We start from the raw sequence: 24,447 nt of genomic DNA, 5'->3' as shown, positions 1-24,447 counted from the left end.
CGGCGATGCGGGGTGGCGCGCAGACAAGGGATCTTGGGTGAGACCGTCCGGTCTCACGGTATAGAAGGAGTCACATCATGGCAGCAGTGTGCCAGGTGACAGGAGCTGTTCCCGGCTTCGGTCACAACGTCTCGCACTCGCACCGCCGGACGAAGCGTCGCTTCGACCCGAACGTGCAGAAGAAGACCTATTTCGTCGCTTCGCTCGGTCGTAAGATCACGCTCAACGTGTCCGCCAAGGGCATCAAGGTGATCGACGTCCGCGGCATCGAGAACGTGGTCAAGGACCTCCAGGCGAAGGGTGTGAAGCTCTAATGGCCAAGAAGGCTCAGGACGTACGTCCGATCATCAAGCTGCGCTCCACGGCAGGTACGGGCTACACGTACGTGACCAAGAAGAACCGCCGCAACACCCCCGACCGCCTCGTGCTCAAGAAGTACGACCCGGTCATCCGTCAGCACGTCGAATTCCGAGAGGAGCGTTGATCAATGGCTAAGAAGAGCAAGATCGCTCGCAACGAGCAGCGCAAGGTCATCGTCGAGCGTTACGCAGAGCGTCGCGCCGAGCTGAAGAAGACCCTGGTCGACCCGAACGCCACCGACGAGGCCCGCGAGGCCGCACGCGTCGGCCTGCAGAAGCTGCCGCGCAACGCGTCGCCGGCTCGCGTGCGTTCGCGCGACGTCATCGACGGCCGCCCCCGCGGTGTCCTCACGAAGTTCGGCGTCTCGCGCGTCCGCTTCCGTGACATGGCACACCGTGGCGAGCTGCCCGGTGTCACCAAGTCCAGCTGGTAAGTCTCAGCAGACAAGCCGAAAGGGGCGAGGATCTTCGGATCCTCGCCCCTTTCGCTATGCCCGGGCCTGCGGCCCGGCATCCGCGACTCGTGTTGCGGCGCTCGCTGCGAAGGGAATCTCTCGCTGAGAAGGGGATGCTGCGCCATTCGCTCCTTCATTGCATGAGATCTCCTTCGCAGCAGTCGCTCTGCACCGAGGGGCCGAGTTCACGGTTCTCTACAGGGGCCGGGTGCGCGGCCTCCTCGGAAGCCGACCACGGGGGAGTATCGCCTGATGGATGCGGTCACCGAGCTCGAACGTCAGGGTGGGGTCGCGCGCGTCGAGCGACTTCGGTCACTCGGGGTGAGCGCTCACACACTGCGCCGTGCGAAGGAGCTCGGTGCGGTGAGATCGATCCGCCGAGGATGGATTGCGCTGCCCGATGCCGACCCGATCGTCGTGGGCGCCGCGACTCGCGGGGTCGTCATCACCTGCGTCACCGCAGCCGAGCGCATGGGGTTGTGGGTGCCGAACGCATCGTCTGTCCACGTGGCTGCCCGCCCGAATGCCGCCCGCGTGCGGGTGCCGTCGCAGGTCGTCGTCCACTGGTCGCGCCCGGTGGTTCAGCGCGACCCCGACTCGACCGTCGACGGGCTCGTCAACACCCTCGCCGTGGTGGCGCGCTGCCAGCCGAGAGAGACCGCCCTGGTGATCTGGGAGTCGGCTCTGAACAAGGGGCTCGTCGACGAGCGTGTGCTGTCGCGATTCGAGCTGCCGCCCGCCGCCCGGGAGCTGCTCGAATCCGCCAGGCCGTTCTCGGACTCGGGTCTCGAGACGATCTTCGTGTCGAGGCTGCGGTGGTTGGGTCTTGCGATGGTGCAGCAGGCGTGGCTGCACGGACACCGTGTCGACCTCCTGATCGGCGAGCGCCTGGTGATTCAGATCGACGGAGCGACACACGTCGGAGCGCAGCGGACGACGGACATCGAGCATGACGCACGGCTCATGCTCCGTGGCTATCACGTGCTGCGGTTCGGATACGAGCAGATCATGGCTCGCTGGCCAGAAGTGCAGGCGATCATCATGGATGCTGTCGCTCAGGGCAGGCATCTCGGCTGATGTCCTCGCTTGCAGAGAAGGAGATCTCACCCAGCGAAGGACCGAATGCCTCATCCAGTCCTTCGCTGCGCGAGATCTCCTTCGCACACCGAGGCGCTCTCCGTATCGCAGATGCCCTCCGAGGCGCCGCAGCGCCCCGCATCAGGCGACGGATGCTGTCGCGTGCTCCACCGCCCAGGTGAGCGCGTAGTCGGCGATCTCCTCCCAGCCGTCCTGGCTGACGAGACGGTGGGTGCGGCCCGCATACTCCTTGTACTCGACGATGGCGGTACTGCCGGACGAGTGGTACTTCTTCACGATCGCGCGTCCGATGGCCGGGGGCACGACGTGGTCGATCTCGCCGGTGATGACGAGCAGCGGGGCGCGGTCGGCGCGTGCGTAGTCGACGTGGGTGACTCCGCCCTTCTCGTTGAGCACCGAGGTCACGCCCTCGAAGAAGACCTTGTTGTAGGAGTTCACGGCGTACTCCTCCCAGAGGGCGTCGGATGCTGCGCGGGGGAGGTCGTTGCCGAACGTGAAGTGGAAGTGGCGCTTCGACAGCGGCTTGGCTCCGTTGATGCCGAAGGGGTTGGAGAGGATCGGCGTTCCGGTCCACAGGGTCGAGAGGGGCAGTGCGGTGACGCCGGCGGTCTGTCCCGGGGCCACGCCCACGTAGGCGGCGCCGAGGCCGCGGTCGGCGAGCATCTGGGTGAGCACGCCGCCGAACGAGTGGCCCATGATGATCGGCTTGACCGGAAGCGCACGGATGATGCGCTCGTAGTTGTCGGCGATCTGCTTCAGGCCGATCCCCTTGAGGGCCGACGGGTCGCGGCGGATGTCCTCGACGGAGCGGTCGTCGATCCCGGGCCATCCCGGGATGATCACCTCGTGACCCTGCGCGCGAAACCGCTCGGCCCACGTGTCCCAGCTCTTCGGCGTCATCCAGAGTCCGTGGATCAGGACGATCGGGGTCTTGTCGGTGCTGTTCATCGTTTCTTCTCCTATGTCTGCCCCGCCCGGTGCGAGTGCGTTACGCTGATAGTAGACCGAACGTTCTATCTAGCACAACCTATTCCCGAAAACCCGAATCGGATGACACGATGAGAGGGATCATCATGAAGACCACGACTTCCACCTCCGCTCCGACGACGGCTCCGAAGCGGCCCAGCGCAGCCCGCACCCGGCTGATCGACACCGCCACCAGGCTCTTCTACGAAGAGGGGATCCATGCGGTCGGCGTCGACCGCATCATCGATGAGGCCGCGGTCACCAGGGCGACGCTCTACAACCAGTTCGGCGGCAAGGAGAACCTCGTCCTCGCGTACCTGCGCAACGAAGACGAGATGCTCCGCGCGATGTTCGCCGACGCGGGCGAGGCGGTGACGGATCCTGCGCAGCTGGTCGACGCCGTGATCGACGGCATCGCCGCCGACATCCGCCTCCGGCACACGCGTGGCTGCCCGTTCATCAACGCGGCAGCGGAGTATCCGGATGCCGACGGTGCCGTCCGTCTGCTGATCGACGAGCACCGGGAGTGGTTCCGCTCGACGCTCCAGGCCGTCGCCGAGCAGGCCGGCCTCGAGAGCCCCGTCGATGTCGCGGCGTCCCTCGTGCTGCTGCGCGACGCCGCGCTCGTCGGCGGGTACCTCGACGGAGACGAGCGGGTCACGCCGGCGTTCGAGCGCACCGCACGCTCGGTGGTCGCCGCCCACCGCCCGCTCTGACGCGGCGACGGCGACGGGGCGGCGGATGGCGGCGGGTCGATGGCGGCCAGCTGGCGGCTGACTGGCGGCTCGGTGGCGTGGCGGCGGATCGGGGCCGCTGGAGAGCATGGAGGACATGAACACGACACGAATCACGGAACTGCGCCAGGCGCAGGGGTGGACTCAGGAACGACTGGCGACCGAGAGCGGCGTGGGACTCAGAACCGTGCAGCGCCTGGAAGCCGGACAGGATGCGAGCCTGGAGACGCTGTCTCTGGTCGCGGATGCGCTGCAGGTGCCGGTGCGGGACCTCTTCGCCACGATCGACGATGAGGCACTCAGCAGCCGGGTCGATTCGCTGCAGCAGCGCACGGATGACCAGCAGGCCGCGCGTGATCGCATCGCCCACGCCTGGACCTGGCTCTATGTCGGCATCGGCATCGTGTGCACGCTGCTGAGCTTCACGTTCTCGTATGGACTCGTGCTGTTCCTGTCCTACTGGGTGGGCGGGTACGTGATCCTCACTGCGCTGCGTCGGATCGTCCTCGAGCCCCGGCTGGACGCCCGGTACCCGTTGTCGAAGGAGACCCGCACCCGTCGTGCGAAGCGCCGCGCCGCGATGGCCTCCGCCACGGCCGACGACGCATCCCCGACCGCCACGACGACGGCCGAACCGACCTGAGACGCGTCGTCGCCCGGGCTGATCTGCGCGCGCCGAGCGAAGGAGATCTCTCTCACGCAAGGATCGAACGGTGATTCCGCCCCTTCGCGGCAAGAGATCTCCTTCCCACGATGAGGCCGACGGGCGCTGAAATCGATGCCCCACGAGTCACATTCGTCACTTCTGCCCCACGACACGCCGCCGAAAAGCCCAAAACCCGCGAAATGACGCGGAAATGTGGGTGGTGGTTGGTACATTCAAGGCGGTCACTCGACCAACGGAGGGCAGCAGCCCTCTGAACCACAACGATGCGACGGGAACCTCGTCGCTGGAGGATGACATGGCTGACAAGTCCATCACCAAGACCGAGCTCGTCGCGAGCATCGCTTCTGCCACCGGCCAGAGCCAGGCCACCGTCTCGGGTGTCCTCGACGCGCTGTTCTCCTCGGTCTCCGACGCTGTTGCCAAGGGCAGCAAGGTCTCGATCCCGGGCTGGATCTCGTTCGAGCAGGTCGCGACCGCAGCTCGCACGGGCCGCAACCCGCAGACCGGCGCCGAGATCAAGATCCCGGCTGGCCACCGCGTCAAGGTGACCGCTGGTTCCAAGCTCAAGGCTGCCGTCAAGTAAGACCGCACCTCTTCGAAGGCCGCTCCCGATCCGTCGGGGGCGGCCTTCGTGCGTCCTCCCCGGATCCGCGGCTTAGGCTGGAGGGGTGAGTGCCCGCGCCGTGCAGACCCCGACCCGCTCCGCGTATCGCGCGGCCGGAATCGGCATCCTGCTCGCGACCGGACTGATCGGCGTGATCTTCGCCCTCGTGATCGGCGGAGGCGCGGCTCCGCTGCTTCTGCAGGATCCGGGTCCCTTCGTGCGCTGGGCCACCCCCATCGTCAAGCTCGTGATGAACATCGCGGCCGCGGCGATGCTGGGCTCGCTCGTGCTGGCGCTGTTCGCCCTGCGCAGCGAGGAGAAGTCATTCGACACGGCGCTCAACACGGCCTCGGCCGGCGCTGCCGTCTTCACGGTCACCGCCGGCATCAGCGGATTCTTCACCTTCATGGCGGCCTTCAACCCGCAGCTGAGCGCCGAGCGCGAGTTCGGTGAGCAGCTCGGACGATTCCTGCTGCAACTGCCGCTCGGTCAGTCATGGCTGATCACCACCATCATGGGTTCGGTGATCACCGTGCTCGCGTTCGCGTGGCGCACGTGGACGCCGACGCTCATCACGGCGATCCTCGCCGCGGCATCCTTCCTTCCGCTGGCGACGCAGGGTCACTCCGGGGAGCTCGCCGGTCACAACATCGCGGTGAACTCGATCCTGCTGCACACGATCGGCGCGGCGGTGTGGCTCGGCGGCCTGCTGCTCGTCGTGATCCTGCGCGACCGCTCGGGCGTGGGCACAGCGCAGCTGGTGAGCCGCTATTCGAGTCTCGCGATCGCCGCGTTCGCCGTCGTCGCGATCTCGGGTCTCGCCCGCTCCGTCGTCTCGTTCGGCGACATCTCGCAGCTCTGGACGCCGTACGGCACCATCCTGCTCGCGAAGGTCGTGCTCCTCGTCGGTATGGGAATGCTGGGCGCCTGGTATCGCACCCGCCTGATCCCTCGGCTCGAGGACGACGGAGCCGCGCGCTGGTTCTGGATGCTGGTGCTGTGCGAGGTCGCTCTGATGGGTCTGGCCTCGGGGGCTGCCGCCGCGCTCGCGCGCACGCCCCCGCCCACCGGCGAGGAGGCGGCGTTCGTGCAGACCCCCGCCGAGAACCTCACCCGCTCCCCGCTGCCGCCGGAGTTCACGATCGACCGCTGGTTCACGGCGTGGGACATCGACGTGCTCTGGCTGGTGGCCGCCGGGTTCGGCCTCTTCCTCTACCTCGTCGGCGTGCGCCGACTGCGGCTCCGTGGCGACCGCTGGCCGATCCACCGCACCGTGTTCTGGGTGCTGGGAATGCTGATGCTGCTCTGGGTCACGGGCGGCCCGATCAACGCGTATCAGGAGTATCTCTTCAGCGTGCACATGCTGGGGCACATGATGCTGTCGATGGCGATCCCGCTGCTGCTGGTCTCGGGGGCGCCGGTCACGCTGGCCCTTCGAGCGATCCACAAGCGCGACGACGGCACCCGCGGTGGTCGCGAATGGATCATGTGGGCCGTGCACTCGCCGTTCTCGAAGGTCGTCACCCACCCGTTCGTGGCGGCGGGCATCTTCATCCTGTCGCTGTGGGCGTTCTACTTCACCGACCTGGTGCGCTGGTCGATGTTCGAGCACCTCGGCCACGAGTGGATGGTCGCGCATTTCCTCATCTCCGGCTACCTGTTCGTGCTGAGCCTGGTCGGCGCCGACCCGGTGCCCTACCGTCTGCCCTACCCGGGGCGCCTCATCACCCTGATCGCCATCATGGCCATGCACGCCTTCTTCGGCGTCGCGATCATGATGCAGGAGGGGCTGATGGTCGCCGACTGGTTCGGGTCGATGGGTCGCACCTGGGGCCCGACGCCCATCGAGGATCAGTACATCGGCGGCGGCATCGCGTGGTCTATCGGAGAGATCCCGACTCTGATCCTCGCGATCACCGTGGCGATCCAGTGGAGCCGCAGCGACACCAAGCTGCAGAAGCGCCGCGACCGGCATGCAGACCGCACGGGCGAGGCCGAGCTCGAGGAGTACAACCAGAAGCTCGCGGCTCTCGCCGAGCGCGACCTGCGTCAGGCGGAGCGCGACGCGCGGTGACCGTGCTCCCGGCGGGCGTCAGCCCATGGACTCCTCGTCGGGGGATCCGACCCGGATCGACACCTTGCCGTCGGGGAGGATCGTGATCGATCCGTTCACCTGGAACGGGACGTCTTCCGACCGCTCCTGAACCGAGCCGTCGAAGAGCGAGCGGATCTCGACGTCGACGTGCGCGACGGCATCCGTCGGGGGGATCTTCCAGTGTCCGCCGTCGGGCACGACGCTCACCTGCGGTTGTGCGGCGATCGACCACTTCGGCAGCGAGGCGAGGCGGTTGGAGACCTCGAGGCCGAACGGGCAGGCGGTCGGCTGCAGCACCTCCTGCGTCGTGCAGGCGGTGAGGAACTCCTCGACCCGCTGCTGCACCACCGCGACGAAGTCCGAGGTGGGCTCGGTCTGCACGTCGACGGGCGTGGTGGCGAGCGGGGTGTCGGCGAGGACGCCGATGCCCTCGGACTCCGCGATCGCAGTGTCGACGGTGACCGAGTACAGCCCCGGCGTGAAGACCAGCAGGGGAAGGGGATCGAGGGGTGCGGCCTCCGCCCCGGCGGGTGAGACCTGGCGGCGATCCATCTCGAAGCCGTTGACGGCGAACTGATCGGCACCGCGCACCGTGAGCTCGACCACGGCCAGCGGGCTCGTCGTGAAGCGCCAGTTGGGGGTGACCCCCGCCCAGCCGTCCTGCTCGACGGTGAAGGTGGTGGTGCCGGCGTGCCCGCTCGCCTCGTACGACACGGTCACCTCGGTCTTGCCGGACTCGTCGGCCTGTTCCGACTGCACCTCGACGTCGGTGAGCGGCGCGAGTGCCGAGTGACGCAGCAGCGCCTCCGACGCGGTGGCTCCGATGCCGGCGATCTCGAGGGTCTCCCGATCGATCGCGACGCCGGGCACGCGCAGAGCGTCAGCCGCTCGTCCTTCCGAGAGCAGGTCGAGGTAGCGCACGACGAACGCCGACGGCCCGTAGAACTGCTGGTACAGGGTGGCTCCACCTGCACCGAGAGCGGCGACGAGCACGAGGCCGATGACCGCGAGGAGCGCGAGATCGGCAGCGAGGCGCGAGCGCCGGGGCGCCTTCGTCTCGACCTGCTGCATGGCGTCAGTCTAGAAGCGTGGCCTGGGACGACGCCGTGCGTGAGTCGGTGTGCGTCGGCCGCGATCGCTGTGTTCCTCGGATGCCGGGCGGCGCCGCCACGTAGCATGGGGAGGCACGGTCTCGCCGTGCATTCCCGCCTCCGTCCGTGTGAGAGAACCGTGTCGCTTCCCGCCCTGTCCGAAGAGCAGCAAGAGCTGTTCCGGTTGATCGAGGACACCAGCGAGCACGTCTTCATCACCGGTCGAGCGGGCACCGGCAAGTCGACGCTGCTGCAGTACTTCTCGTGGAACACGAAGAAGCAGATCGCCATCTGCGCGCCGACCGGCGTCGCCGCGCTCAACGTCGAGGGTCAGACGATCCACTCCCTGTTCCGGCTGCCGATCGGACTGATCGGAGACTCGGACATCGATCAGAACGACAACACGCGACGGATCCTCAATGCGATCGAGACGCTCGTGATCGACGAGATCTCGATGGTCAACGCCGACCTGATGGATGCGATCGACCGTTCGCTCCGTCAGGCGCGGGGCAAGCGGGGCATCCCGTTCGGCGGAGTGCAGATCGTGATGTTCGGCGATCCGTATCAGCTGGCTCCCGTGCCGCCGCGCGGCGACGAGCTGCGCTACGTCAAGGACCACTACCGCTCGTTCTGGTTCTTCGACGCCAAGGTCTGGGCGGGTCCGGCCGGCGGTGAGGGTGACGATGACGACGGGGGACTGTTCGCCGTCGACACCCGGGCCGAGCTGCACGTGCGCGAGCTCGTGCAGATCCACCGGCAGTCGGATGACGGTTTCAAGGCGATGCTGAACGCGGTGCGGTACGGGCGAGTCACCGCGGAGATCGCGGGAGTGCTGAACACGCAGGGCGCGCGCACACCACCGGACCCGGAGCCGGGAGAGGTGCCGATGATCACCCTCGCCACCCGCAACGACATCGTGAACACCATCAACAGCCGCCACCTCGCAGCGCTGCCCGGCAAGGAGCAGACGGCGCGTGCCGAGGTCAGCGGCGAGTTCGGGAAGGGCGAGGCGTCGCTGCCGGCCGAGTCGGAGCTCAAGCTCAAGATCGGCGCGCAGGTGATGTTCCTCCGCAACGACACCTCGATGTCGGGCGAGCCGCCGCGGTGGGTGAACGGCACGATCGGCACGGTCGTGCGGATCCTCGGAGAGACCGTGCGCGTCGAGATCGACGGCGAAGAGGTCGACGTCGAGCCCGCGGTCTGGGAGCGGTTCCGATACTCCTACGAGCCGAGCACCAAGAAGCTGAGCCGTGACGTCGTGGCGGAGTTCACCCAGTTCCCGCTGCGCCTCGCGTGGGCGGTCACGATCCACAAGTCGCAGGGCAAGACCTACGACCGCGCGATCATCGACCTCGGCTCAGGCGCCTTCGCTCCAGGGCAGACCTATGTGGCGCTGTCTCGGCTCACGTCCCTCGACGGGCTCTACCTGTCGAGGGCGCTGCGCCCGAGCGACATCCGCGTCGACGAGGATGTGCGCCGCTTCATGCGCGACGCGTGGCTCGCGGCATCCACTCCCGAGGTCGGGAAGGGCTGAGCCCGTTCGTCGTCAGGCGGCGACGCGTGCGCGGTCGAGGTCTTCGAAGAGCTCGGTGTTGAACCGGTAGGCGAGCAGGACCTCGTCGATCACGCGCTCGCGCTCGGCGTCGTCCCAGGGGGCGGAGTCGAGCTGCTCGCGGTAGACGTCCTTGAACGCCGACGGGTCGGCGATGTCGTCGAACAGATAGAAGCCGATGCCGTTGGTCTCGAAGCCGAAGCGGCGTGCCATGACGCGTCCGATGAAGATGCCGCCCGACAGATCGCCGAGGTAGCGCGTGTAGTGATGCGCGACGAAGCCACCGGCCCAGGTCGCCCCGACCTGGCGGATGCGCTCGACGTAGCGCTGCGTGGTCGGCAGCGCGACGATCACATCGCGCCAGTGCGCCCCGAGGAGGAACTCGAGGTCGGCCTCGAGCGCGGGCAGGCGGGTCAGCTTGTCGCTGAGGAAGACGGATGCCACGGGGTCCTGGCGCATGCGCTCGCCCGCGCCCTCGAGGGCTTCGTAGATGAAGTAGTGCTGCGCGACGAGCGCGATGTAGTCCTCGCGCGATCCTTCGCCCTTGAGCAGGTCGGACATGAAGCCTGCACCCTCGCTGCGCGAGTGCGAACCGGAGGAGCGCTCACGGAGGGCTGCGGAGAAGGAGAGGATCTCGGACATGTGCCCAGTGTAAGGGTCGCCTAACCTGAAAGGAAACCCCTCGGTGAGCCGAGCGTCATGCGTGCGGACGCGGCTCGACCCCGAGCTTCTCGCAGGCGAGATCGTAGAGCGCGACGACCTCGCGGCGCACGGCGGGGCGCTCCGTGATCGGACCGGAGGGCCAGGGGATGCGAATCTCGGAGGCCTCGCCGGAGCGGGTGACCTTCCAGACTCCGCCGTCGCCGTCGAGGTCCGTCATCACGGCGTCGGTGATCTCGTCCGACTGAGACCCTCCGGCCGGCGCGAAGGCGCGCGTGATGAGCAGATTGTCATCGGTGTGGTCGCCGTTCATGTGGCGGAGGATCGCGGAGACGACGTCGGCATCGAACGTGTGGGGCATGGTGATCACCCTAAACGGCGTTCGGTGATGCCTTTCTTTCAGGATGGGCGTTCTAGACTCGGGAGACACGTCTTCCGGGGGTCCCCTTTCATGCAGCTTCTCTCGTCGCGCACGTTCCGCGCAGCAGTGGCCGGCGCAGCCGCGCTCGGGCTCTTCCTCACCGGCTGCACGGCCGAACCGGAGTTCAGCTACCAGCCTCCGTCCCAGGTCGACGGCCCTCTGCCTGACGACACGGTCGCCGCCATGGAGGCGGCCATCACCAACGCGCTCGCCGCATCGGGTGCCTCGGGCGCCGTCGTGGGCGTGTGGGCTCCGTGGAGCGGCAGCTGGGTCGCCGGCCTCGGCACCCAGACCCCCGGCGGCGACGAAGAGATCAGCACCGACATGTCCTTCCGGATCGCGGACATGACGCGTCTCATGACGTGCGACGTGCTCTACGGTCTGGCCGATGACGGCGTGGTCGATCTCGACGACCCCGTGCCCGACCACGTCTCGGGCGTCGCTGACATGAAGGACATCACGCTGCTCGACCTGTGCAACAGCACGAGCGGCGTCGGCTCGTCCGAGGCGACCGCGCAGGCCGCATGGCTCACCACCCCCGAGCGCGTGTGGGCACCCCTCGAGCTCGCGGCGTACGGCCTCGGCGCCCCGCGCACCACTCCGAAGACGACCTACACGAACTCGGATGCCGGCTACCTGCTGCTCGGACTCGCACTCGAGCGGGCGTCCGGCCGCACGGCGTCCGAGCTGATCGCCGAGTACGTGACCCAGCCGCTCGGTCTCTCGGCGACGTCGCTGCCTTCGCCGGCCCCGGCGCCGCCCTCTGACGGACCGGTCATGAACGGGCACTACCTGACACCCGTCGAAGGCGGGTACGACTGTGCGGCCCCGGTCGACATCACCACGCTCTCGTCGAGCACCGGCTACACCGACTCCGGCGTCGTGTCGACGATCGAGGATCTCGGTCGGTACGCCCAGGCCGAAGCCGCGCAGAAGCTGCGCACGAAGGACGAGCCGAACCGCTTCGGAGCTCCCCTGCCGCAGGGCCCCCAGGCTCCCTCCTGGCTCCAGGCCACGGGCGGGGCTCTGCTCGTCGGCTCGATGGTCGGACAGGCGGGCTGGACTCCCGGGTATCAGACGTCGGCGTTCTCCGACCCCGAGACGGGCTTCACGGTCGCAGTGTCGCTCAACAACTCGACGACCGGCGCGACGACCGCGATGTACCTGGCCTGGGAGCTCGCGGCGATCGCCTCCAAGGTGCCTGCGGCCGCGGGTGAGACCGCTCCCGAGTTCGGGCTTCCGTTCACGGCCGAGCAGTATCACCAGGCCATCACGGACTCGGCGGTCGCCTGCGTCGCTCCGCCGGCCGCCTAGGGCCCGGCGCACGACCGCCGCGGCATACCGACGAAGGGAACGCCGATGGCGATCATCGACAACGCGATCTACGTCGACGGTGTCCGCACCGAGAATCCGCGGAGCCTCAGTGAGACGTTCGAGGTGCTGCGCGAACGCGGCGGCATGAGCTGGATAGGTCTGTACCGGCCGAGCGAAGCCGAGATCCGCGAGGTCGCCGACGAGTTCGGCATCCACGCTCTCGTCGTCGAGGATGCGCTCTCGGGTCACCAGCGGTCGAAGCTCGAGCGGTACGGAGACGTGCTGTTCATGGTGCTGCGATCCGCCCGGTATCTGGATGCCGCGGAGGAGGTCGAGTTCGGCGAGATCCATGTGCTCGTGGGGCCCGACTTCGTGGTGACGATCCGCCACGCGGAGTCTCCCGACCTGGGGCGGGTGCGACGCCGACTCGAAGACGACCCCGGTCTGCTGAAGCTCGGTCCGGAGGCGGTGCTCTATGCGATCCTCGACGAGGTCGTCGACGAGTACGCACCCGTGCTGTCGGGACTCGAGAACGACATCGACGAGATCGAGAGCCAGCTCTTCGAGGACGAGGTCGACGCGACGCAGCGCATCTACGAACTCGGTCGTGAGGTGATCGACTTCCAGCGCGCGGTGCAGCCTCTCGCGGGCATGCTGGACTCGCTGCTGCGAGGTTCGACGAAGTACGAGGTCGACGAGGAGCTGCAGCGGTACCTGCGCGACGTGCTCGACCACACCCTGCGCGTGTCGGAGCGCGCGAACACCTTCCGCACGGTGCTCGACAACGCGCTGACCGTCGAGTCCACGATCGTGGCGCGGCGGCAGAACGAGGAGATGCGGCGGATGACCGAGTTGAGCATCCGCCAGAACGACGAGGTCAAGAAGATCTCGGGCTGGGCGGCGATCCTGTTCGCCCCGACGCTCGTCGGCACGGTGTACGGCATGAACTTCGACCATATGCCCGAGCTGCACTGGACGCTCGGATACCCCATGGCGGTCGCTCTGATGCTGGCGATGGGCGTCGGGCTCTACTGGGCGTTCAAGCGCAAGGGCTGGCTGTAGGCCCCCACACGGGTGCGGAAGGGAATGCGGGTGGGACTGGGGAGCAGCCCCACCCGCGAGTGCCGCGTCCGTAGGGGAACGCGAGCTCTCGGACACGAAGTCGACTCAGGTCCCCAGGGCCGGCTTCTCGTCCCACTATCAAGACGCTGACGACGCCCGTTCCTGACGCCGCAACCAATATTCCGGTCGGATCCGTGCCCGGACGTCACTTGCCGCCCGGGGTGACGACGACCGCGTAGTCGGCTCCAGGACCGGTGACGCCCGACTCCGCATCGACGTATCGCAGGGTGAGCAGGTGGAATCCGAGGTGGATGTCGGGGATGTAGTCGTCGGAGGTCACCTCGTCGATGGCGATGAGGTGGGGCACCACGACGCCGTCGACGGCGACCTGCACCCAGCCGCCCGGGATGCCCTCGAGAGTGACGAGCGCGTCGTCCTGCTCGCCGTCGGCGTCAGCATCCCCCCGCTCGAGGTGGGGGCGGGGCTGATCGCCAGAGATGACCGGCACGGGGAATGCGAGGGGTCCGACCGGCTCGCTGAGGTCCACGTCGCCGGAGGGTGAGGTGTGCTGGGCCGTGAGCGTCATGCCCTGCCTCAGTTCGCCTCCCGCGACGGAGAGCGTGAACTCACCGTCGCCGTCGACCGTCGCCTGGGCGAGGACGGAGCCGAGCTCGTCGATGACGGCGACCATGCTGCCGGGGATGCCGGTGCCGCTCACCGAGACAGCGAGGGGACTGCTGGTGTCCCACCCGTCCGGACCGATCGCGAACACGGGCGGGGTCTCGACCGGCGGGACCTCGACCGGCGGGGTCGCTACGGGGGGTCTGGTCGCCGGAGGGCCCGCCGCCGGCGGTGCGGCCACCGGGGCGCTCGGCGGCTCCGGAACGGCGCGCACAGGTGTGTCCTGCCGAGTCGTCTCGACGACCGGCTGCACTGGCGGCTCCACCGGAGCAGGAATGAGCGGTGCGACAGGTGGGGGCGTCGGTGACGTGTCGTCGTCCGTCGCGGGTGTGGCACCGGGAGTCGGGGCGATGGGTCGGGCGGCGGGCCCGGACGCCTCACCACGGTCGCCGTCTGCCGCGGGTTGCGACCAGGGGCCGACCATCGCCACGGCGACCGTCGCCGCAAGGGCGACCGCGCTTCCCGCGGCGATCCCGATGGTGAGCACGCGGCGGGTCCGCAGGGCGGCGGACGGTCCGATGACGGATGCGCTCGCTGCCGCGCCGGGCTCGAGAGCGGCGTAGGCGGCGGCGCCGGCACCGCCGAGTGCGAGGGGCAGCAGCACGGCTCGCAGCTTCGACGAGGCCGTGTCGATGTCTCGCGCGATGATCGTGCAGCCGGCGCACCCTTCGAGATGGGATTCGAGGCGGGGGCGCTCGTGCCGACTCACCGGGCGGCGAGAGCGGCGCACGAGCCGCCCGCACGCCCAGCGACACTCCTCGGGACGGGAAGGGTCGGCGATGAGCGCATCCAGCCAGGCATGGCGGAATCCGTCGCGAGCGCGGAGAGCCAGCGCCGACACGGCATTCGGAGTCAGTCCCATCAGCGGAGCGATCTCGCGCGGCTTCATGCCCTCGACCTCGAGGTACCAGAGCAGGGTGCGGTGGTTCTCGGGCAGATTCTTGAACGCCGCCGCGAGCATCGTCTTGTCCGACAGCTGCTCGATCGCGTCGGGGGCCTCATCGGGGATCTCCTCGATGAACTCGATCGGGATGTCCTTCTGCTTGCCGCCCCACGTCGCGGCGGCGTTGCGGATGGCGGCGTAGAGATACGCCCGGAAGCCATCGGTCGGTCCGCCGCCGTTCTGCATCGCGCTGAACGTCTTCGTGAAGGCCTCGCTGACGAGGTCGTCAGGGTCGATGGAACGCGTCACTGCCCGGGCCGCGCGGAGCCCCGCCTCGGAATGGCGCTGCCACAGCACGGCGAACGCTCGGGCGTCTCCGCTGCGCGTCGCGTCGGCGAGCTCGGCATCCGACCGCGTGTCGGTGCTCGGATCTGTGGTGATGCTCATGGCGTCCCCCCGATCGTGGTGACGGGGTCCGGGTCACCGACTCCGAGACCGCGGAGGCGGTCTCGGAGTCAGCATACGCTCAGAGCTTGCTTTCGAGGGGTGAGTCGTGATATATCGGAACGCTGAAGTATCGCGGGGGCGATCCCGCGCGAGTTCTCGCCGCCGCTCCGCCTACTGCTCGGGCTCGTCGTCGACCTCGACCCCGGGTCCGGGTCCCGGCCGCACGGCGGCATCGGGGAGGATGTCGATGCGGGTGTTCCCGTCGTGCTCCGAGACCTCGATGCGCGGGGCGGCATCGGCCTCGGTGGCATCAGGGGCCGCGGTCAGCTGGTCGTGGCGCTTCTCCTCGCTCGTCATGGCGTCATCGGCGTCGGGGGTGAGGTCAGGCGTGCTCATCGTTCTCCTTCGTGGTGGTGGATGACGGGGCTCCGTCGTGGTCGCGGCGGTCGGAGCGGTTGCGGCCCCAGCGGGCGAGCAGGTACAGCACGGCGCCGACCGCCAGCAGGATCGCGCCGAACAGCCAGACGACCCCTCGCTGCTGGGTGAGCAGCAGGATGCACGAGGCGATGCCCAGCACCGGGATGACCGTCCAGATGCGGAAGTGATCGTGCTCGACGCGGTCACGTCGCAGCACCAGCACCGAGACGTTGACGCTGAGGAAGACGAAGAGCAGCAGCAGCACGACGGTCTCGGCGAGCGTCGCCAGATCGCCGACGAGCGTGAGTCCCATCGCGACGAGGGTCGTGGTGAGGATCGCCACCCACGGGGTCTTTCGATTCGGCAGCACCCGGCCGAGCACGGCGGGCAGCAGGTTCTGCTCGGCCATCCCGTAAGTCAGGCGGCTCACCATGATCATCGTGAGCAGTGCACCGTTCGCCACCGCGATCAGGGCGATCAGGCTGAACAGCCAGGAGGGGATGCTGGCACCCGCGGCCTCGACGACCGACAGCAGCGGTCCGCTCGACTCCTGCAACTCGGACGCCGGCAGTGCGATGGAACTCGCGACCCCCACGAGCACGTACACCGCACCGGCGGTGAAGAGCGCGCCGAAGAGGGCTCGCGGATAGGTGCGCCGCGGATTCTTGACCTCTTCGATCATGTTCGCCGAGGTCTCGAAGCCGACGAAGGAGTAGTAGGCGATCACCGCTCCCGACAGGACCGCCAGGGCGACGGGCGTCCCCTCGGGCGTCTGAGTCAGCCGCGAGGCGTCGCCGCCGCCGCCGACCACGAACATCCCGACCACGACGATCACGATCACGAGACCGCTCAGCTCGATCGCCGTCATCACCAGATTCGCGCCGAGCGACTCACGGATGCCGCGGGCGTTGAGTGCTCCGACGATCGCCAGGAAGACGATCGCGACGGGAATGGTCGGCAGGTCGAAGAACGTGCCGAGGTAGTCGCCGGCGAACGCGATCGCCAGGCCCGCGGCGCTCGTCACGCCGGCCGCGAGCATGCTGAACCCGACCAGGAACGACACGACGGGGCTGTGGAAGGCGCGCTCCGCGAAGACGGATGCCCCGCCGGCGCGCGGATACTTGGTGACCAGCTCGGCGTACGACCCCGCGGTCAGCAGCGCGAGCAGGAGAGCGAGAAGCAGCGGTGCCCACAGCATCCCGCCGACCTTCTCGGACAGCACACCCATCAGGGCGTAGATGCCGGCGCCGAGCACGTCGCCCAGGATGAAGGCGAACAGCAGGGGGCCGGTGATGGCGCGACGCAGGCGAGTGGGCTCCTCCGGCGTCGTGGCGGTGTCGGAAGTCATCCCGGAACAGTACGGACAAGCGTGCCGATGTGGCGACGGGGTTGACATGCCGTCGCATCGCATTCAGGTATTTCACAGGCGCCAGCGCGGCGTACGCCCGGACTCCGACTGCCGTCGCTAGATTCGGGGGCGTTATCGGAGGGTGCGTCGGCTGGAGTGCGCAGGCGGACGGGGGTCGCCTTCCCTCACCTCTCAGAAAAGAGCACTTCTCATGTCCGGTACTCCCCGAAAGGCGCTCGCCGAAGCGATCGCCACGTTCCTCTTCGTCCTCACGATCATCGCGGCGATCAACAGCGAGAGCCCGCTGACTCCGCTCGCGATCGGCTTCACGCTCGCCGTGCTCGTCTTCTCGACCGGCCACATCTCGGGCGCTCACCTCAACCCGGCGGTCTCCGTCGGCGTCTTCATCCGTGGCGGCCTCAGCGTCGTCGACTTCATCGCCTACCTCGTGGCGCAGTTCGTCGGTGGCGCGCTCGCCGCGCTGGTCAGCTTCGCCGTGTGGCCCGCCGGTGGCGAGGCTCTGGTCGTCGAGGTGGGACCCGCCTTCTTCGTCGAGGCGCTGTTCACGCTGATCCTCGTCTGGGTCGTGCTCAACACCGCGACCTCGAAGGACACCGAGGGCAACTCGTTCTACGGCCTCGCGATCGGGGCGACGGTGTTCGTCGGCGCAGCGACCGTCGGTTCGATCTCGGGCGGCGGCTTCAACCCGGCGGTGGCCCTCGGCCTCTCGGTCGGCGGGTACTTCGACTGGGCCTCGCTGTGGCTCTACATCGTCGCCCCCGTGGTCGGCGCGGTCATCGCGGCTCTGCTCTTCCGCGTGCTCAACGCGGACGATGCCAAGAAGATCGGCGCGTAACCACTCTTCATCGAACGCCGCGGCCTCTCCGGAGGGCGCGGCGTTCGTGCGTGTGGGGGGGTGTTCCGGAATCATCCGTCCGGGGGATGCCGTCGTGAGGTGGCCCGTCATAGCGTGGATGCATGCTGATCGTCGAGGAACTCCACATGCTGCTTCTCCGGCCTGATGGCCGCGTCGAGAGCGCGGTGAGCGTGAACCGCCTGTACGGCGAGGTCGCGGCCGTGATCGTCGACCTCGCCCTGCACGGACGCATCGCGGTGTCGGACGAGAAGAACCCGGTCATCGAGATCGTGTCGACCGACCCGACGGGCAACCCGATCCTCGATACGACACTGCAGCGCCTCGTGCCGTTGCGCGGCAAGCGGCTGCAGTCGCTCGTGGTGCGCCCCAAGCTCGATCCGCTCGAGATCGTGGTCGAGTCGCTCATCGTGCAGGGCGTGCTCGTCAAAGGGGAGCGCGGATTCTTCGGCTGGGGGTCGGCACGCACTCCCGAATCCGATTCGACGCCCGAGCAGGCGCTGAGGGCGCGGCTCGCCGCGGTGCTCGCCGGAACGGGTGCTCCGACGCAGGCCGACCTGGCGCTGCTTGCGATCCTGCAGAACCTCAACGCGGCGCACGCGATCCTGCGCGAGGAGTGCGGCGGGCTGTCCTCGCGGGACCTCAAGAAGCGGATCGAGCAGCTCACGGCAGGATCGCAGGCAGGGGATGCCGTCGCCAAGGCGGTCAACGATGCGATCACGGCCGCGATGGTGGCGATCATGACGCCGACGATCGTGGCGGCGACCATCACCTGACACCTGACACCGGTCAGCGCAGCACCGGCATGCCCTCTGCGAGATCGCCGATGACCGGGTTCGCGTCCTGAGGGTCGACCACGAGACCGGTGATGGCGTCGACGTTCAGAACCGGGAAGCGCGAGATGGCGCCGATCTTCTCCTCGCTGCCCAGGACGTAGGTCTGCGCACAGCGCGCGGCGATCGCGCGTTTGGTGGCGGCGTCGTCGAGGTTGCCGGTGGTCAGGCCGTGGACGGGATCGACGCCCGTCACGCCCAGGAAGAACAGGTCTGCGGCGAGATGCTGCACGGCCTCCATGGCGAGGGGGCCGCTCGCGACCATCGAGAAGCGGGCGAGTTCGCCGCCGATGATCACGACGCGGGCGTCGGAGTGCTCGGCGACGGCGAGGGCGATCGCCGGGCTGGGGGTGATGACGGTCAGATCGGCGCCGTACGGCAGCATGCGGGCCATCGCGAGCGTCGTGGTTCCGGCATCCAGCACGATCGTCGAGCCCGGCAGGATCAGCTCGACGGCGCGGCGGGCGACCCGCTCCTTGCTCTCGGTGGCCAGCGACGAGCGCTCGTCAACGGGCCGATCGGCCGGCGGAACCGGCAGAGCGCCGCCATAGACGCGGACGAGTTCGCCCGTGTCGGCGAGCTCGCGCAGATCGCGACGGATCGAGTCCTCGGAGACGCCGAGATCGGTGGCGACGTCCTTCGCCACCACGCGACCGTCTCTGCGCAGGATCTCGCGCAGATGATCCTTTCGTTGCGCACTCAGCATCCGAAGCTCCATCCCGTTCATTCACGAAGTTGCACGTTCCTGCACGGTTAACGTTACAGTCTTCTCCATGAACACACCACTGCTGATTCTCATCGCCGGCCCCTACCGCTCCGGCACGGGCGGCGACCCCGCCCTGATCGCCCGCAACCTCGAGGTCCTCGAAGAGGTCGCGGCCCCCATCCACCGTCTCGGCCATGTGCCGATGATCGGCGAATGGGTCGCCCTGCCGATCCTCCGAGGCATGGACGAGACGGATGCCGCCGAGGGCGACGTCATGTACGAGACGGCCCACCGACTGCTGCAGCACTGCGACGCGGTGCTGCGCCTGCCGGGAGACTCCGCCGGCGCCGACAAGGACGTCGAGATCGCGCTCGAGCGCGGGCTGCCCGTGTATCGATCGATCGACGAGATCCCGTCGAGGGATGCCGAAGCCGCCTGAGCGCGGCTCATCGGGAGGGGGCCGTGGCCAGCCGGTGGCTAGGCTCGTGAGCATGACAGACGATGTGCGCAACGTCCACGACGCCCTCTCGACGATCACCGAGCACTGGCAGCCGCACCGGCTCACCAGCGTCAACGACTACGACGTCAAGGTCGTCAAGCTCCAGGGCGAATTCGTCTGGCACACCCACCCCGACACCGATGAGCTGTTCATGGTGGTGAGCGGCCAGCTCACCATCCAGCTCCGCGACCGTGACGTGATTCTGCACCCGAACGACGTCTTCGTCGTGCCGCGCGGGGTCGAGCACTGCCCGAAGGCGACGGACGAGGTGCACGCGATCCTGTTCGAGCCGAAGGGAACGGTCAACACCGGGGATGCCGGAGGCGACATGACCGCGACACTCCAGGAGCTCGCCTGATCCGCTGTCAGATCGTCAGATCGTGAAGCGCACGCCCGAGAGGTGCTCGGCGACCGACCACAGTTCCGCGCCGACGTCGACCGACCGCACCTGGGCGCTCGCGGCGACCCGCTTGGGCGCCCCGCGGAACTCGAGCAGCCCGCCCGGACCCCAATAATCGCCGCCGGTGGCATCGGCCGCGACGGCAGCATGCAGGATCGGCGCGGCCCCGGCATCCTTGCCCTGCACGAGCGGGCGGCTGACCGACGCGAGGGCGCGCGTCAGAGGTGAGACCGCGGCGAGTCCGTCGCGGTGCGGAGTCAGCGGATCGACGGCGTAACCGGGGTGAGCACACAGCGCAGACCGCGCCGTGCCCCGCCACCGGCGGTTCAGCTCGAAGGCGAGGGCCATCAGGGCGGCCTTCGAGCGGCCGTACTGACGCAGCGACGCACCCGTCCACGGCTGAGAGAGCGTGCCGGGGTCGATCTCGGCGAAGCGATGCGCCAGCGATCCGACGGCCACGACCCGAGCGTCGTCGGCGAGCAGACGGTCGAGCTGGGCGACCAGGGCGAAGTGTCCGATCGCGTTGGTGCCGACCATGAGGTCCAGTCCGTCCGCGGTGCGGGCGCTGCGATCCGCCGCCTTGACCCCGGCATTGCAGATCACCGCATCGAGCCGCTCGTCGAGCGATGCCGTCGCCGAGGCGACGCTCACCAACGACCCGAGATCGACCGGCACGATGTCGAGGTCGGCACCCGGAACCTGCGCGCGGATCGACGACACGGCCACCTGTGCGCGCTCTGCCGACCGGCATCCGAGCAGCACCCTGGCACCCTGCGTGGCCAGGATATCCGCGCACCAGTATCCGATGCCCGCGTTCGCCCCGGTGACGAGGATCGTGCGGCCGGTGAGGTCGGGGAGCGCGAGCGGCGAGGGCATGTCCTCCAACCTAGGCGGAGACACCCACCCGGTCGGCCGTGCGGACGATCGTCGCGAATCCGCGCGCCGCCAGGATGCTCTCGGTCCGCTGCATGATCTCGTCGCCCGAGACGGCCGCGAGCCCGTCCGTCGCCTCGATCGCCGAGGTCGTCGTCGCATCCGTCACGAACTCCACCGTGAAGCCGAGGTCGGCCGCCATCCGGGCCGTCGTCTCGCAGCACTGCTCGGTGCGGATGCCGCAGACGACCACCCGGCCGACGCCGCGGCGCCGGAGCTGATCTTCGAGATCGGTCGATGTGAACGCGTTGACGGTGGTCTTCGTCACGGCGATCTCGTCGCTCTGCGGGTCGAGGTCGGAGACCACCCGGACGAAGCCGTTGGCCGGATCGAAGACTCCTCCGCTGCCCGGCTCGGAGTGCGTTACCCACACGACGGCGTCTCCCGACCGACGCGCGTACGCGACGAGCCGGGAGATGTTGTCGATGACGCCCGGGTTGGCGGTGGCCGCCCACTCGTCGGGTCGCTGGCGGAAGGATTCCTGCGCGTCGATCACGAGCAGGGCGGTGGCGGGGGAGTCGTGGCTCATCCGATCATCCTCGCGGTCCCGGCCCGCGACGGCCAGTGCCTGCACGGCCAGCGACCGCGTGTTCTCTGCCGTCGATCGCCGCTCGGGCGCCTGTCTCGCAGATTCTCCCGACGAATCTGTGACGAATCCCGCTCGGCGCCCGTCCTATCTGTGAGCGACCCACACACGCTCCCGGCGAAGCCACCACGGCCCGGCCGGCACATCGTGAGACGAAGGAATGGTCATGGCAACTCAGGATCAGAACACCCCCACCAGCCCCGCCGACAAGGAGCTCGCTCAGACGTCGACCGCGCCGAAGCCGGCTGCCTCGGGTTCGCGCGTCGACCGCACGTCGGCCTTCTCGACGTCGCGCGTCCCCGCCGACTCGGATGCCGCGGGCAAGACGGTCATCGCCGACGGCGTCGTCGCCAAGGTCGCCGGCATCGCCGCCCGTGAGGTCGCCGGTGTCTACGCGCTCGGTGGTGGCGGAGCACGTGCCTTCGGCGCCATCCGCGACGCCGTCAACGCCACCGACCTGACGCAGGGCGTCAAGGTCGAGGTCGGCGAGACGCAGGCCGCCGCAGACCTGACCATCGTCGTCGAGTACCCCGCCCCGATCCAGGAGGTCGCGAGCAACGTGCGCGCCGCCGTCGCCGGTGCGATCAGCCGCCTGGTCGGTCTCGAGGTCGTCGAGGTCAACGTCGAGGTCAACGACGTGCACGTCCCCGGTGACGACAACCAGGAGAACGAGGAGTCGCGAGTCTCATGACCCCCACCACCACAGGCGCCCTGATCGGCGCACTCCTGGCCCTGGCCGCTCTGCTGTTCGGGTTCTGGGGATTCCTCCTCATGGCCCTGTTCGCAGGCGTCGGAGCCGTCATCGGCCGGATCGCCTCCGGGAAGCTCGACGTCCGCGGTCTCGCCGACGCCTTCACAGGGCGGCGCACCTCCTGATGCGCGTCGACCAGCACCTCGCCGCCGGTGGCGGCCCCGCGCGGGCCGCCACCGCAGAGGCCACCGTCCCTGGGCGCATCGACGTGAAGGAACGCGTCTACCGCACGGTCACCGAGAAGGCGTCCGCAACCCTGATCGGTGTGCCGCGCGGTGACGTGAAGGTCGACGTCGCCGAGCACCCGGGCGGGATCGCCGTGCGCATAGCGACCCCGCTTCCCGTCCCCGATCTCGACGACACCGTCGCGATCTCCCAGAGCGTCCCCGTCCTCGACCGAGCTCGTCAGCTGCAGGAGCAGCTGCAGGAGAGTCTCAGCGGTCTTCTCGGACGTGACGTGACCCGCATCACCCTCACCATCACCGGTGCCACCATCCCAGAGAGGAGACGAGTGCGATGAGCACCCCGGTTCTTCGTCGCGTCGTCCGACGCGAGACGCATTCGCCGCGCACCGTCGCGATGTTCGTCGCGGTCATCCTTCTCATCCTCGCCCTCGCCTACATCGGGCTCGAGATCGTGCTGAGCCTCGCGGCGCAGCCCGCTCTCCTGCTGGGTCCCGCCGCGGCGGGCGGATGGCTGGTCGGCCTGCCCACCGCACAGCCGGCCGGACTCGTGATCGCGGGCAGCGTCGTGCTCGCCCTGATCGGCGTCGTGCTCGTCGTGCTGGCCGTCACTCCGGGTCGCCTGTCACGGCACACCCTCGAGGCGGGCGACAGGGCGGTCGTCGTCGACAACGGCGTGATCGCCAGCGCGCTCGCCCAGCACCTCTCGGAGGAGACGGGCCTGGCTCGCGAGAGCATCACCGTCGGAGTCGGCCACCGCAGTGTCGACGTCACCGTGCGCCCCGGCGCCGGCATCCCCCTCGACAAGGGCGCCGTGCAGTCGGCCACGGAGGCAGAGCTGCAGACCTACCGGCTGACCCGCAGCGTCCGCACTCGCGTGCGCATCGAGCGCCCCCACGAGAAGGAAGACGAGCTGTGAACAACACCAACCGTGCGCTGAACCGCACCCTGCTGCTCATCATCGGCCTGCTCTTCCTCGGACTGGGCGCTCTCGGCATCGCCATCATGAGCTGGCCGACCGCCACCGACATCTGGACGTCGGCCGGCACGGACGCCCGCTCATGGCTCGACCAGGCGATCGCCGCCACGGCCATCGCCGGCGGCGGCCTCTCGTGGATCGGCATCGGCGCAGTGGCCGCGATCGTCATCGTGATCGTGCTGCTCATCGTCGCCCTCACCAGCATCTCGGGCCGCCGGTCGAAGACCGCCTTCCGCTCGAGCGGAGCACAGAACCCGCTCGGACGTGTCACGGTCACCGAGTCGTTCGTGTCGGATGCCGTCAAGAACTCCCTCGCCGGGAGAGCGGAGATCCTGTCGTCGCAGGTCACCGCGAACGACATCCGTCGAGAGCCGGTGCTGCATGTGGCCGTCACGCCCCGGCAGAACACCGATCCGCGTGAGCTGGTCGACCACATCGACAAGCTGCTCACCAACCTCGCCACCCTGACCGGCCGCGAGAGCGCGACCTTCGTCTCGATCCACACCGGCCTCCGGGCGCGGCTCGCGCACGACCAGCGACGTCTGTCGTGAACCTCGGACCTCGCCCCCACCACCCCAGGAAGCAGGACAGCACCATGCGAAACAAGATCCTCCTCATCGGCGCCATCGCCTTCGTCGCCTACGTCGTGGGCAGTCGGGCAGCGGCCGTGCAGGTGAACAAGGGCGAGTCCGTGCGGCACCAGCTGGTGCGCATGTGGAACGACCCGAAGGCGAAGAAGGAACGCGCCAAGGCAGCCAAGAAGGCGGCGAAGGCGGCCGAGAAGGCACTCGACAAGGTCCGCCGCTGACACCCCTCCACAGACTTATCGTCGGTCGCGACACGCAACGGC

31 protein-coding genes are annotated in these 24,447 nt (G+C 68.5%); 21 read left to right on the top strand and 10 right to left on the bottom strand.

What is annotated here, in order from left to right; all coding sequences use genetic code 11:
- Window positions 1–77 precede the first annotated feature (77 nt).
- From rpmB to BMW26_RS16650, 4 genes are all read left to right on the top strand, one after another.
- Window positions 78–314 (top strand): 50S ribosomal protein L28, encoded by a 237-nt coding sequence (gene rpmB, locus BMW26_RS16665; RefSeq protein WP_042540533.1) that lies wholly within the window; start codon window positions 78–80, stop codon window positions 312–314.
- Complete coding sequence (rpmG, locus tag BMW26_RS16660; RefSeq protein WP_017203558.1) at window positions 314–484, top strand: 50S ribosomal protein L33; 171 nt, start codon at window positions 314–316, stop codon at window positions 482–484. Before rpmB ends, rpmG begins: the two co-directional genes overlap by 1 nt.
- A 3-nt stretch (window positions 485–487) precedes the next feature.
- On the top strand, window positions 488–793 hold the full coding sequence (gene rpsN, locus BMW26_RS16655) for a 30S ribosomal protein S14 (protein ID WP_042540535.1): 306 nt from the start codon (window positions 488–490) through the stop codon (window positions 791–793).
- 273 nt (window positions 794–1,066) lie between these two features.
- The gene (locus tag BMW26_RS16650) at window positions 1,067–1,891 is read left to right on the top strand and encodes an endonuclease domain-containing protein (protein WP_072592094.1); all 825 of its coding nucleotides are present in this window, start codon (window positions 1,067–1,069) and stop codon (window positions 1,889–1,891) included.
- 141 nt (window positions 1,892–2,032) lie between these two features.
- Here BMW26_RS16650 and BMW26_RS16645 read toward each other — a convergent pair whose 3' ends face one another.
- The gene (locus tag BMW26_RS16645) at window positions 2,033–2,860 is read right to left on the bottom strand and encodes an alpha/beta hydrolase (protein WP_072592093.1); all 828 of its coding nucleotides are present in this window, start codon (window positions 2,858–2,860) and stop codon (window positions 2,033–2,035) included.
- 125 nt (window positions 2,861–2,985) lie between these two features.
- Here BMW26_RS16645 and BMW26_RS16640 point away from each other — a divergent pair, with 125 nt between their 5' ends.
- The 4 genes from BMW26_RS16640 (at window position 2,986) to BMW26_RS16625 (ending at window position 6,957) form a co-directional block, all read left to right on the top strand.
- Window positions 2,986–3,594 (top strand): TetR/AcrR family transcriptional regulator, encoded by a 609-nt coding sequence (locus BMW26_RS16640; protein WP_072592399.1) that lies wholly within the window; start codon window positions 2,986–2,988, stop codon window positions 3,592–3,594.
- A 115-nt stretch (window positions 3,595–3,709) separates the two neighbouring features.
- Entirely contained in the window at window positions 3,710–4,255 is a 546-nt protein-coding gene (locus tag BMW26_RS16635; RefSeq protein ID WP_082586520.1) for a helix-turn-helix domain-containing protein, read from the top strand.
- 319 nt (window positions 4,256–4,574) lie between these two features.
- Window positions 4,575–4,862: an HU family DNA-binding protein gene (locus tag BMW26_RS16630; protein ID WP_042541574.1), complete on the top strand. Its 288-nt coding sequence runs from the start codon at window positions 4,575–4,577 to the stop codon at window positions 4,860–4,862.
- An 85-nt stretch (window positions 4,863–4,947) separates the two neighbouring features.
- Entirely contained in the window at window positions 4,948–6,957 is a 2,010-nt protein-coding gene (locus tag BMW26_RS16625) for a cytochrome c oxidase assembly protein (RefSeq protein ID WP_083569405.1), read from the top strand.
- A gap of 18 nt (window positions 6,958–6,975) precedes the next feature.
- Here BMW26_RS16625 and BMW26_RS16620 read toward each other — a convergent pair whose 3' ends face one another.
- Window positions 6,976–8,049 carry a hypothetical protein gene (locus tag BMW26_RS16620; protein ID WP_072592091.1) on the bottom strand — a complete coding sequence of 358 codons (1,074 nt, stop codon included), beginning with the start codon at window positions 8,047–8,049 and terminating at the stop codon, window positions 6,976–6,978.
- Between the two features lie 159 nt (window positions 8,050–8,208).
- Between BMW26_RS16620 and BMW26_RS16615 the strand changes: the two genes are divergently transcribed.
- Window positions 8,209–9,603: an ATP-dependent DNA helicase gene (locus tag BMW26_RS16615; protein ID WP_053098120.1), complete on the top strand. Its 1,395-nt coding sequence runs from the start codon at window positions 8,209–8,211 to the stop codon at window positions 9,601–9,603.
- A 12-nt stretch (window positions 9,604–9,615) separates the two neighbouring features.
- Here BMW26_RS16615 and BMW26_RS16610 read toward each other — a convergent pair whose 3' ends face one another.
- Together BMW26_RS16610 and BMW26_RS16605 are read right to left on the bottom strand one after the other, a co-directional pair.
- Window positions 9,616–10,263 (bottom strand): biliverdin-producing heme oxygenase, encoded by a 648-nt coding sequence (locus tag BMW26_RS16610; RefSeq protein ID WP_053098119.1) that lies wholly within the window; start codon window positions 10,261–10,263, stop codon window positions 9,616–9,618.
- Between the two features lie 55 nt (window positions 10,264–10,318).
- Window positions 10,319–10,642, bottom strand: a complete 324-nt coding sequence (locus BMW26_RS16605; protein WP_072592397.1) for a DUF2470 domain-containing protein — start codon at window positions 10,640–10,642, stop codon at window positions 10,319–10,321.
- Between the two features lie 90 nt (window positions 10,643–10,732).
- Here BMW26_RS16605 and BMW26_RS16600 point away from each other — a divergent pair, with 90 nt between their 5' ends.
- Both BMW26_RS16600 and BMW26_RS16595 read left to right on the top strand, forming a co-directional pair.
- A complete protein-coding gene (locus tag BMW26_RS16600; protein ID WP_072592090.1) occupies window positions 10,733–12,016 on the top strand; it encodes a serine hydrolase domain-containing protein in 1,284 nt (427 codons plus the stop codon).
- A 45-nt stretch (window positions 12,017–12,061) separates the two neighbouring features.
- Window positions 12,062–13,078 carry a magnesium and cobalt transport protein CorA gene (locus tag BMW26_RS16595; protein ID WP_053098117.1) on the top strand — a complete coding sequence of 339 codons (1,017 nt, stop codon included), beginning with the start codon at window positions 12,062–12,064 and terminating at the stop codon, window positions 13,076–13,078.
- 205 nt (window positions 13,079–13,283) lie between these two features.
- Here the strand turns inward: BMW26_RS16595 and BMW26_RS18065 are convergent, their stop codons facing one another.
- The 3 genes from BMW26_RS18065 to BMW26_RS16580 form a co-directional block, all read right to left on the bottom strand.
- Entirely contained in the window at window positions 13,284–15,089 is a 1,806-nt protein-coding gene (locus BMW26_RS18065) for a sigma-70 family RNA polymerase sigma factor (protein ID WP_072592089.1), read from the bottom strand.
- Between the two features lie 171 nt (window positions 15,090–15,260).
- Entirely contained in the window at window positions 15,261–15,485 is a 225-nt protein-coding gene (locus BMW26_RS16585; protein ID WP_053098107.1) for a hypothetical protein, read from the bottom strand.
- Window positions 15,472–16,854, bottom strand: coding sequence for an APC family permease (locus tag BMW26_RS16580; protein WP_053098106.1), 1,383 nt, complete (start codon window positions 16,852–16,854; stop codon window positions 15,472–15,474). Before BMW26_RS16580 ends, BMW26_RS16585 begins: the two co-directional genes overlap by 14 nt.
- A 211-nt stretch (window positions 16,855–17,065) precedes the next feature.
- Here BMW26_RS16580 and BMW26_RS16575 point away from each other — a divergent pair, with 211 nt between their 5' ends.
- Together BMW26_RS16575 and BMW26_RS16570 are read left to right on the top strand one after the other, a co-directional pair.
- Complete coding sequence (locus BMW26_RS16575) at window positions 17,066–17,710, top strand: MIP/aquaporin family protein (protein WP_053098105.1); 645 nt, start codon at window positions 17,066–17,068, stop codon at window positions 17,708–17,710.
- Between the two features lie 122 nt (window positions 17,711–17,832).
- Window positions 17,833–18,504: a GOLPH3/VPS74 family protein gene (locus BMW26_RS16570; protein ID WP_072592088.1), complete on the top strand. Its 672-nt coding sequence runs from the start codon at window positions 17,833–17,835 to the stop codon at window positions 18,502–18,504.
- A 13-nt stretch (window positions 18,505–18,517) separates the two neighbouring features.
- Here BMW26_RS16570 and BMW26_RS16565 read toward each other — a convergent pair whose 3' ends face one another.
- The gene (locus BMW26_RS16565) at window positions 18,518–19,267 is read right to left on the bottom strand and encodes a DeoR/GlpR family DNA-binding transcription regulator (protein WP_056275362.1); all 750 of its coding nucleotides are present in this window, start codon (window positions 19,265–19,267) and stop codon (window positions 18,518–18,520) included.
- Window positions 19,268–19,334: 67 nt separating this feature from the next.
- On the opposite strand from BMW26_RS16565, the gene BMW26_RS16560 reads away from it, so the two are divergent.
- Window positions 19,335–19,706, top strand: a complete 372-nt coding sequence (locus tag BMW26_RS16560; protein ID WP_171821956.1) for a DUF4406 domain-containing protein — start codon at window positions 19,335–19,337, stop codon at window positions 19,704–19,706.
- A 52-nt stretch (window positions 19,707–19,758) separates the two neighbouring features.
- On the top strand, window positions 19,759–20,124 hold the full coding sequence (locus BMW26_RS16555) for a cupin domain-containing protein (RefSeq protein WP_072592087.1): 366 nt from the start codon (window positions 19,759–19,761) through the stop codon (window positions 20,122–20,124).
- Between the two features lie 15 nt (window positions 20,125–20,139).
- Here BMW26_RS16555 and BMW26_RS16550 read toward each other — a convergent pair whose 3' ends face one another.
- Together BMW26_RS16550 and BMW26_RS16545 are read right to left on the bottom strand one after the other, a co-directional pair.
- Window positions 20,140–21,042, bottom strand: coding sequence for an SDR family NAD(P)-dependent oxidoreductase (locus BMW26_RS16550; protein WP_072592086.1), 903 nt, complete (start codon window positions 21,040–21,042; stop codon window positions 20,140–20,142).
- A gap of 10 nt (window positions 21,043–21,052) precedes the next feature.
- Complete coding sequence (locus BMW26_RS16545) at window positions 21,053–21,628, bottom strand: isochorismatase family protein (RefSeq protein WP_072592085.1); 576 nt, start codon at window positions 21,626–21,628, stop codon at window positions 21,053–21,055.
- A 223-nt stretch (window positions 21,629–21,851) separates the two neighbouring features.
- Here BMW26_RS16545 and BMW26_RS16540 point away from each other — a divergent pair, with 223 nt between their 5' ends.
- The 6 genes from BMW26_RS16540 to BMW26_RS16515 are packed head-to-tail and all read left to right on the top strand — an operon-like array spanning window position 21,852 to window position 24,405.
- Entirely contained in the window at window positions 21,852–22,376 is a 525-nt protein-coding gene (locus BMW26_RS16540; RefSeq protein WP_053099288.1) for an Asp23/Gls24 family envelope stress response protein, read from the top strand.
- A complete protein-coding gene (locus BMW26_RS16535) occupies window positions 22,373–22,561 on the top strand; it encodes a DUF2273 domain-containing protein (RefSeq protein WP_053098100.1) in 189 nt (62 codons plus the stop codon). The genes BMW26_RS16540 and BMW26_RS16535 overlap by 4 nt, the downstream gene beginning before the upstream one ends.
- On the top strand, window positions 22,561–22,956 hold the full coding sequence (locus tag BMW26_RS16530) for a hypothetical protein (protein WP_072592084.1): 396 nt from the start codon (window positions 22,561–22,563) through the stop codon (window positions 22,954–22,956). The genes BMW26_RS16535 and BMW26_RS16530 overlap by 1 nt, the downstream gene beginning before the upstream one ends.
- Window positions 22,953–23,537, top strand: a complete 585-nt coding sequence (locus BMW26_RS16525) for a DUF6286 domain-containing protein (RefSeq protein WP_053098098.1) — start codon at window positions 22,953–22,955, stop codon at window positions 23,535–23,537. The genes BMW26_RS16530 and BMW26_RS16525 overlap by 4 nt, the downstream gene beginning before the upstream one ends.
- Window positions 23,534–24,148, top strand: a complete 615-nt coding sequence (locus BMW26_RS16520) for a hypothetical protein (RefSeq protein ID WP_072592083.1) — start codon at window positions 23,534–23,536, stop codon at window positions 24,146–24,148. The genes BMW26_RS16525 and BMW26_RS16520 overlap by 4 nt, the downstream gene beginning before the upstream one ends.
- A 44-nt stretch (window positions 24,149–24,192) precedes the next feature.
- The gene (locus BMW26_RS16515; RefSeq protein ID WP_072592082.1) at window positions 24,193–24,405 is read left to right on the top strand and encodes a hypothetical protein; all 213 of its coding nucleotides are present in this window, start codon (window positions 24,193–24,195) and stop codon (window positions 24,403–24,405) included.
- Window positions 24,406–24,447: the final 42 nt, after the last annotated feature.

This window comes from Microbacterium sp. 1.5R (assembly GCF_001889265.1).
Taxonomy (GTDB): Bacteria; Actinomycetota; Actinomycetes; order Actinomycetales; family Microbacteriaceae; genus Microbacterium.
This window is presented reverse-complemented; position numbering and strand designations above follow the sequence as displayed.

Bases quoted from the DNA above. Each gene is read 5' to 3' on its own strand.
- BMW26_RS16560 (WP_171821956.1), top strand. From the start codon at position 19,335: ATGAACACACCACTGCTGATTCTCATCGCCGGCCCCTACCGCTCCGGC.
- BMW26_RS16635 (WP_082586520.1), top strand. From the start codon at position 3,710: ATGAACACGACACGAATCACGGAACTGCGCCAGGCGCAGGGGTGGACT.
- BMW26_RS16580 (WP_053098106.1), bottom strand. From the start codon at position 16,854: ATGACTTCCGACACCGCCACGACGCCGGAGGAGCCCACTCGCCTGCGT.
- BMW26_RS16605 (WP_072592397.1), bottom strand. From the start codon at position 10,642: ATGCCCCACACGTTCGATGCCGACGTCGTCTCCGCGATCCTCCGCCAC.
- BMW26_RS16570 (WP_072592088.1), top strand. From the start codon at position 17,833: ATGCTGATCGTCGAGGAACTCCACATGCTGCTTCTCCGGCCTGATGGC.
- rpsN (WP_042540535.1), top strand. From the start codon at position 488: ATGGCTAAGAAGAGCAAGATCGCTCGCAACGAGCAGCGCAAGGTCATC.
- BMW26_RS16545 (WP_072592085.1), bottom strand. From the start codon at position 21,628: ATGAGCCACGACTCCCCCGCCACCGCCCTGCTCGTGATCGACGCGCAG.
- BMW26_RS16610 (WP_053098119.1), bottom strand. From the start codon at position 10,263: ATGTCCGAGATCCTCTCCTTCTCCGCAGCCCTCCGTGAGCGCTCCTCC.
- BMW26_RS16575 (WP_053098105.1), top strand. From the start codon at position 17,066: ATGTCCGGTACTCCCCGAAAGGCGCTCGCCGAAGCGATCGCCACGTTC.
- BMW26_RS16620 (WP_072592091.1), bottom strand. From the start codon at position 8,049: ATGCAGCAGGTCGAGACGAAGGCGCCCCGGCGCTCGCGCCTCGCTGCC.
- BMW26_RS16585 (WP_053098107.1), bottom strand. From the start codon at position 15,485: ATGAGCACGCCTGACCTCACCCCCGACGCCGATGACGCCATGACGAGC.
- rpmB (WP_042540533.1), top strand. From the start codon at position 78: ATGGCAGCAGTGTGCCAGGTGACAGGAGCTGTTCCCGGCTTCGGTCAC.
- BMW26_RS16600 (WP_072592090.1), top strand. From the start codon at position 10,733: ATGCAGCTTCTCTCGTCGCGCACGTTCCGCGCAGCAGTGGCCGGCGCA.
- BMW26_RS16515 (WP_072592082.1), top strand. From the start codon at position 24,193: ATGCGAAACAAGATCCTCCTCATCGGCGCCATCGCCTTCGTCGCCTAC.
- BMW26_RS16535 (WP_053098100.1), top strand. From the start codon at position 22,373: ATGACCCCCACCACCACAGGCGCCCTGATCGGCGCACTCCTGGCCCTG.
- BMW26_RS16595 (WP_053098117.1), top strand. From the start codon at position 12,062: ATGGCGATCATCGACAACGCGATCTACGTCGACGGTGTCCGCACCGAG.
- BMW26_RS16565 (WP_056275362.1), bottom strand. From the start codon at position 19,267: ATGCTGAGTGCGCAACGAAAGGATCATCTGCGCGAGATCCTGCGCAGA.
- BMW26_RS16650 (WP_072592094.1), top strand. From the start codon at position 1,067: ATGGATGCGGTCACCGAGCTCGAACGTCAGGGTGGGGTCGCGCGCGTC.
- BMW26_RS16540 (WP_053099288.1), top strand. From the start codon at position 21,852: ATGGCAACTCAGGATCAGAACACCCCCACCAGCCCCGCCGACAAGGAG.
- BMW26_RS16555 (WP_072592087.1), top strand. From the start codon at position 19,759: ATGACAGACGATGTGCGCAACGTCCACGACGCCCTCTCGACGATCACC.
- BMW26_RS16530 (WP_072592084.1), top strand. From the start codon at position 22,561: ATGCGCGTCGACCAGCACCTCGCCGCCGGTGGCGGCCCCGCGCGGGCC.
- BMW26_RS18065 (WP_072592089.1), bottom strand. From the start codon at position 15,089: ATGAGCATCACCACAGATCCGAGCACCGACACGCGGTCGGATGCCGAG.
- BMW26_RS16640 (WP_072592399.1), top strand. From the start codon at position 2,986: ATGAAGACCACGACTTCCACCTCCGCTCCGACGACGGCTCCGAAGCGG.
- BMW26_RS16645 (WP_072592093.1), bottom strand. From the start codon at position 2,860: ATGAACAGCACCGACAAGACCCCGATCGTCCTGATCCACGGACTCTGG.
- BMW26_RS16525 (WP_053098098.1), top strand. From the start codon at position 22,953: ATGAGCACCCCGGTTCTTCGTCGCGTCGTCCGACGCGAGACGCATTCG.
- BMW26_RS16630 (WP_042541574.1), top strand. From the start codon at position 4,575: ATGGCTGACAAGTCCATCACCAAGACCGAGCTCGTCGCGAGCATCGCT.
- BMW26_RS16550 (WP_072592086.1), bottom strand. From the start codon at position 21,042: ATGCCCTCGCCGCTCGCGCTCCCCGACCTCACCGGCCGCACGATCCTC.
- rpmG (WP_017203558.1), top strand. From the start codon at position 314: ATGGCCAAGAAGGCTCAGGACGTACGTCCGATCATCAAGCTGCGCTCC.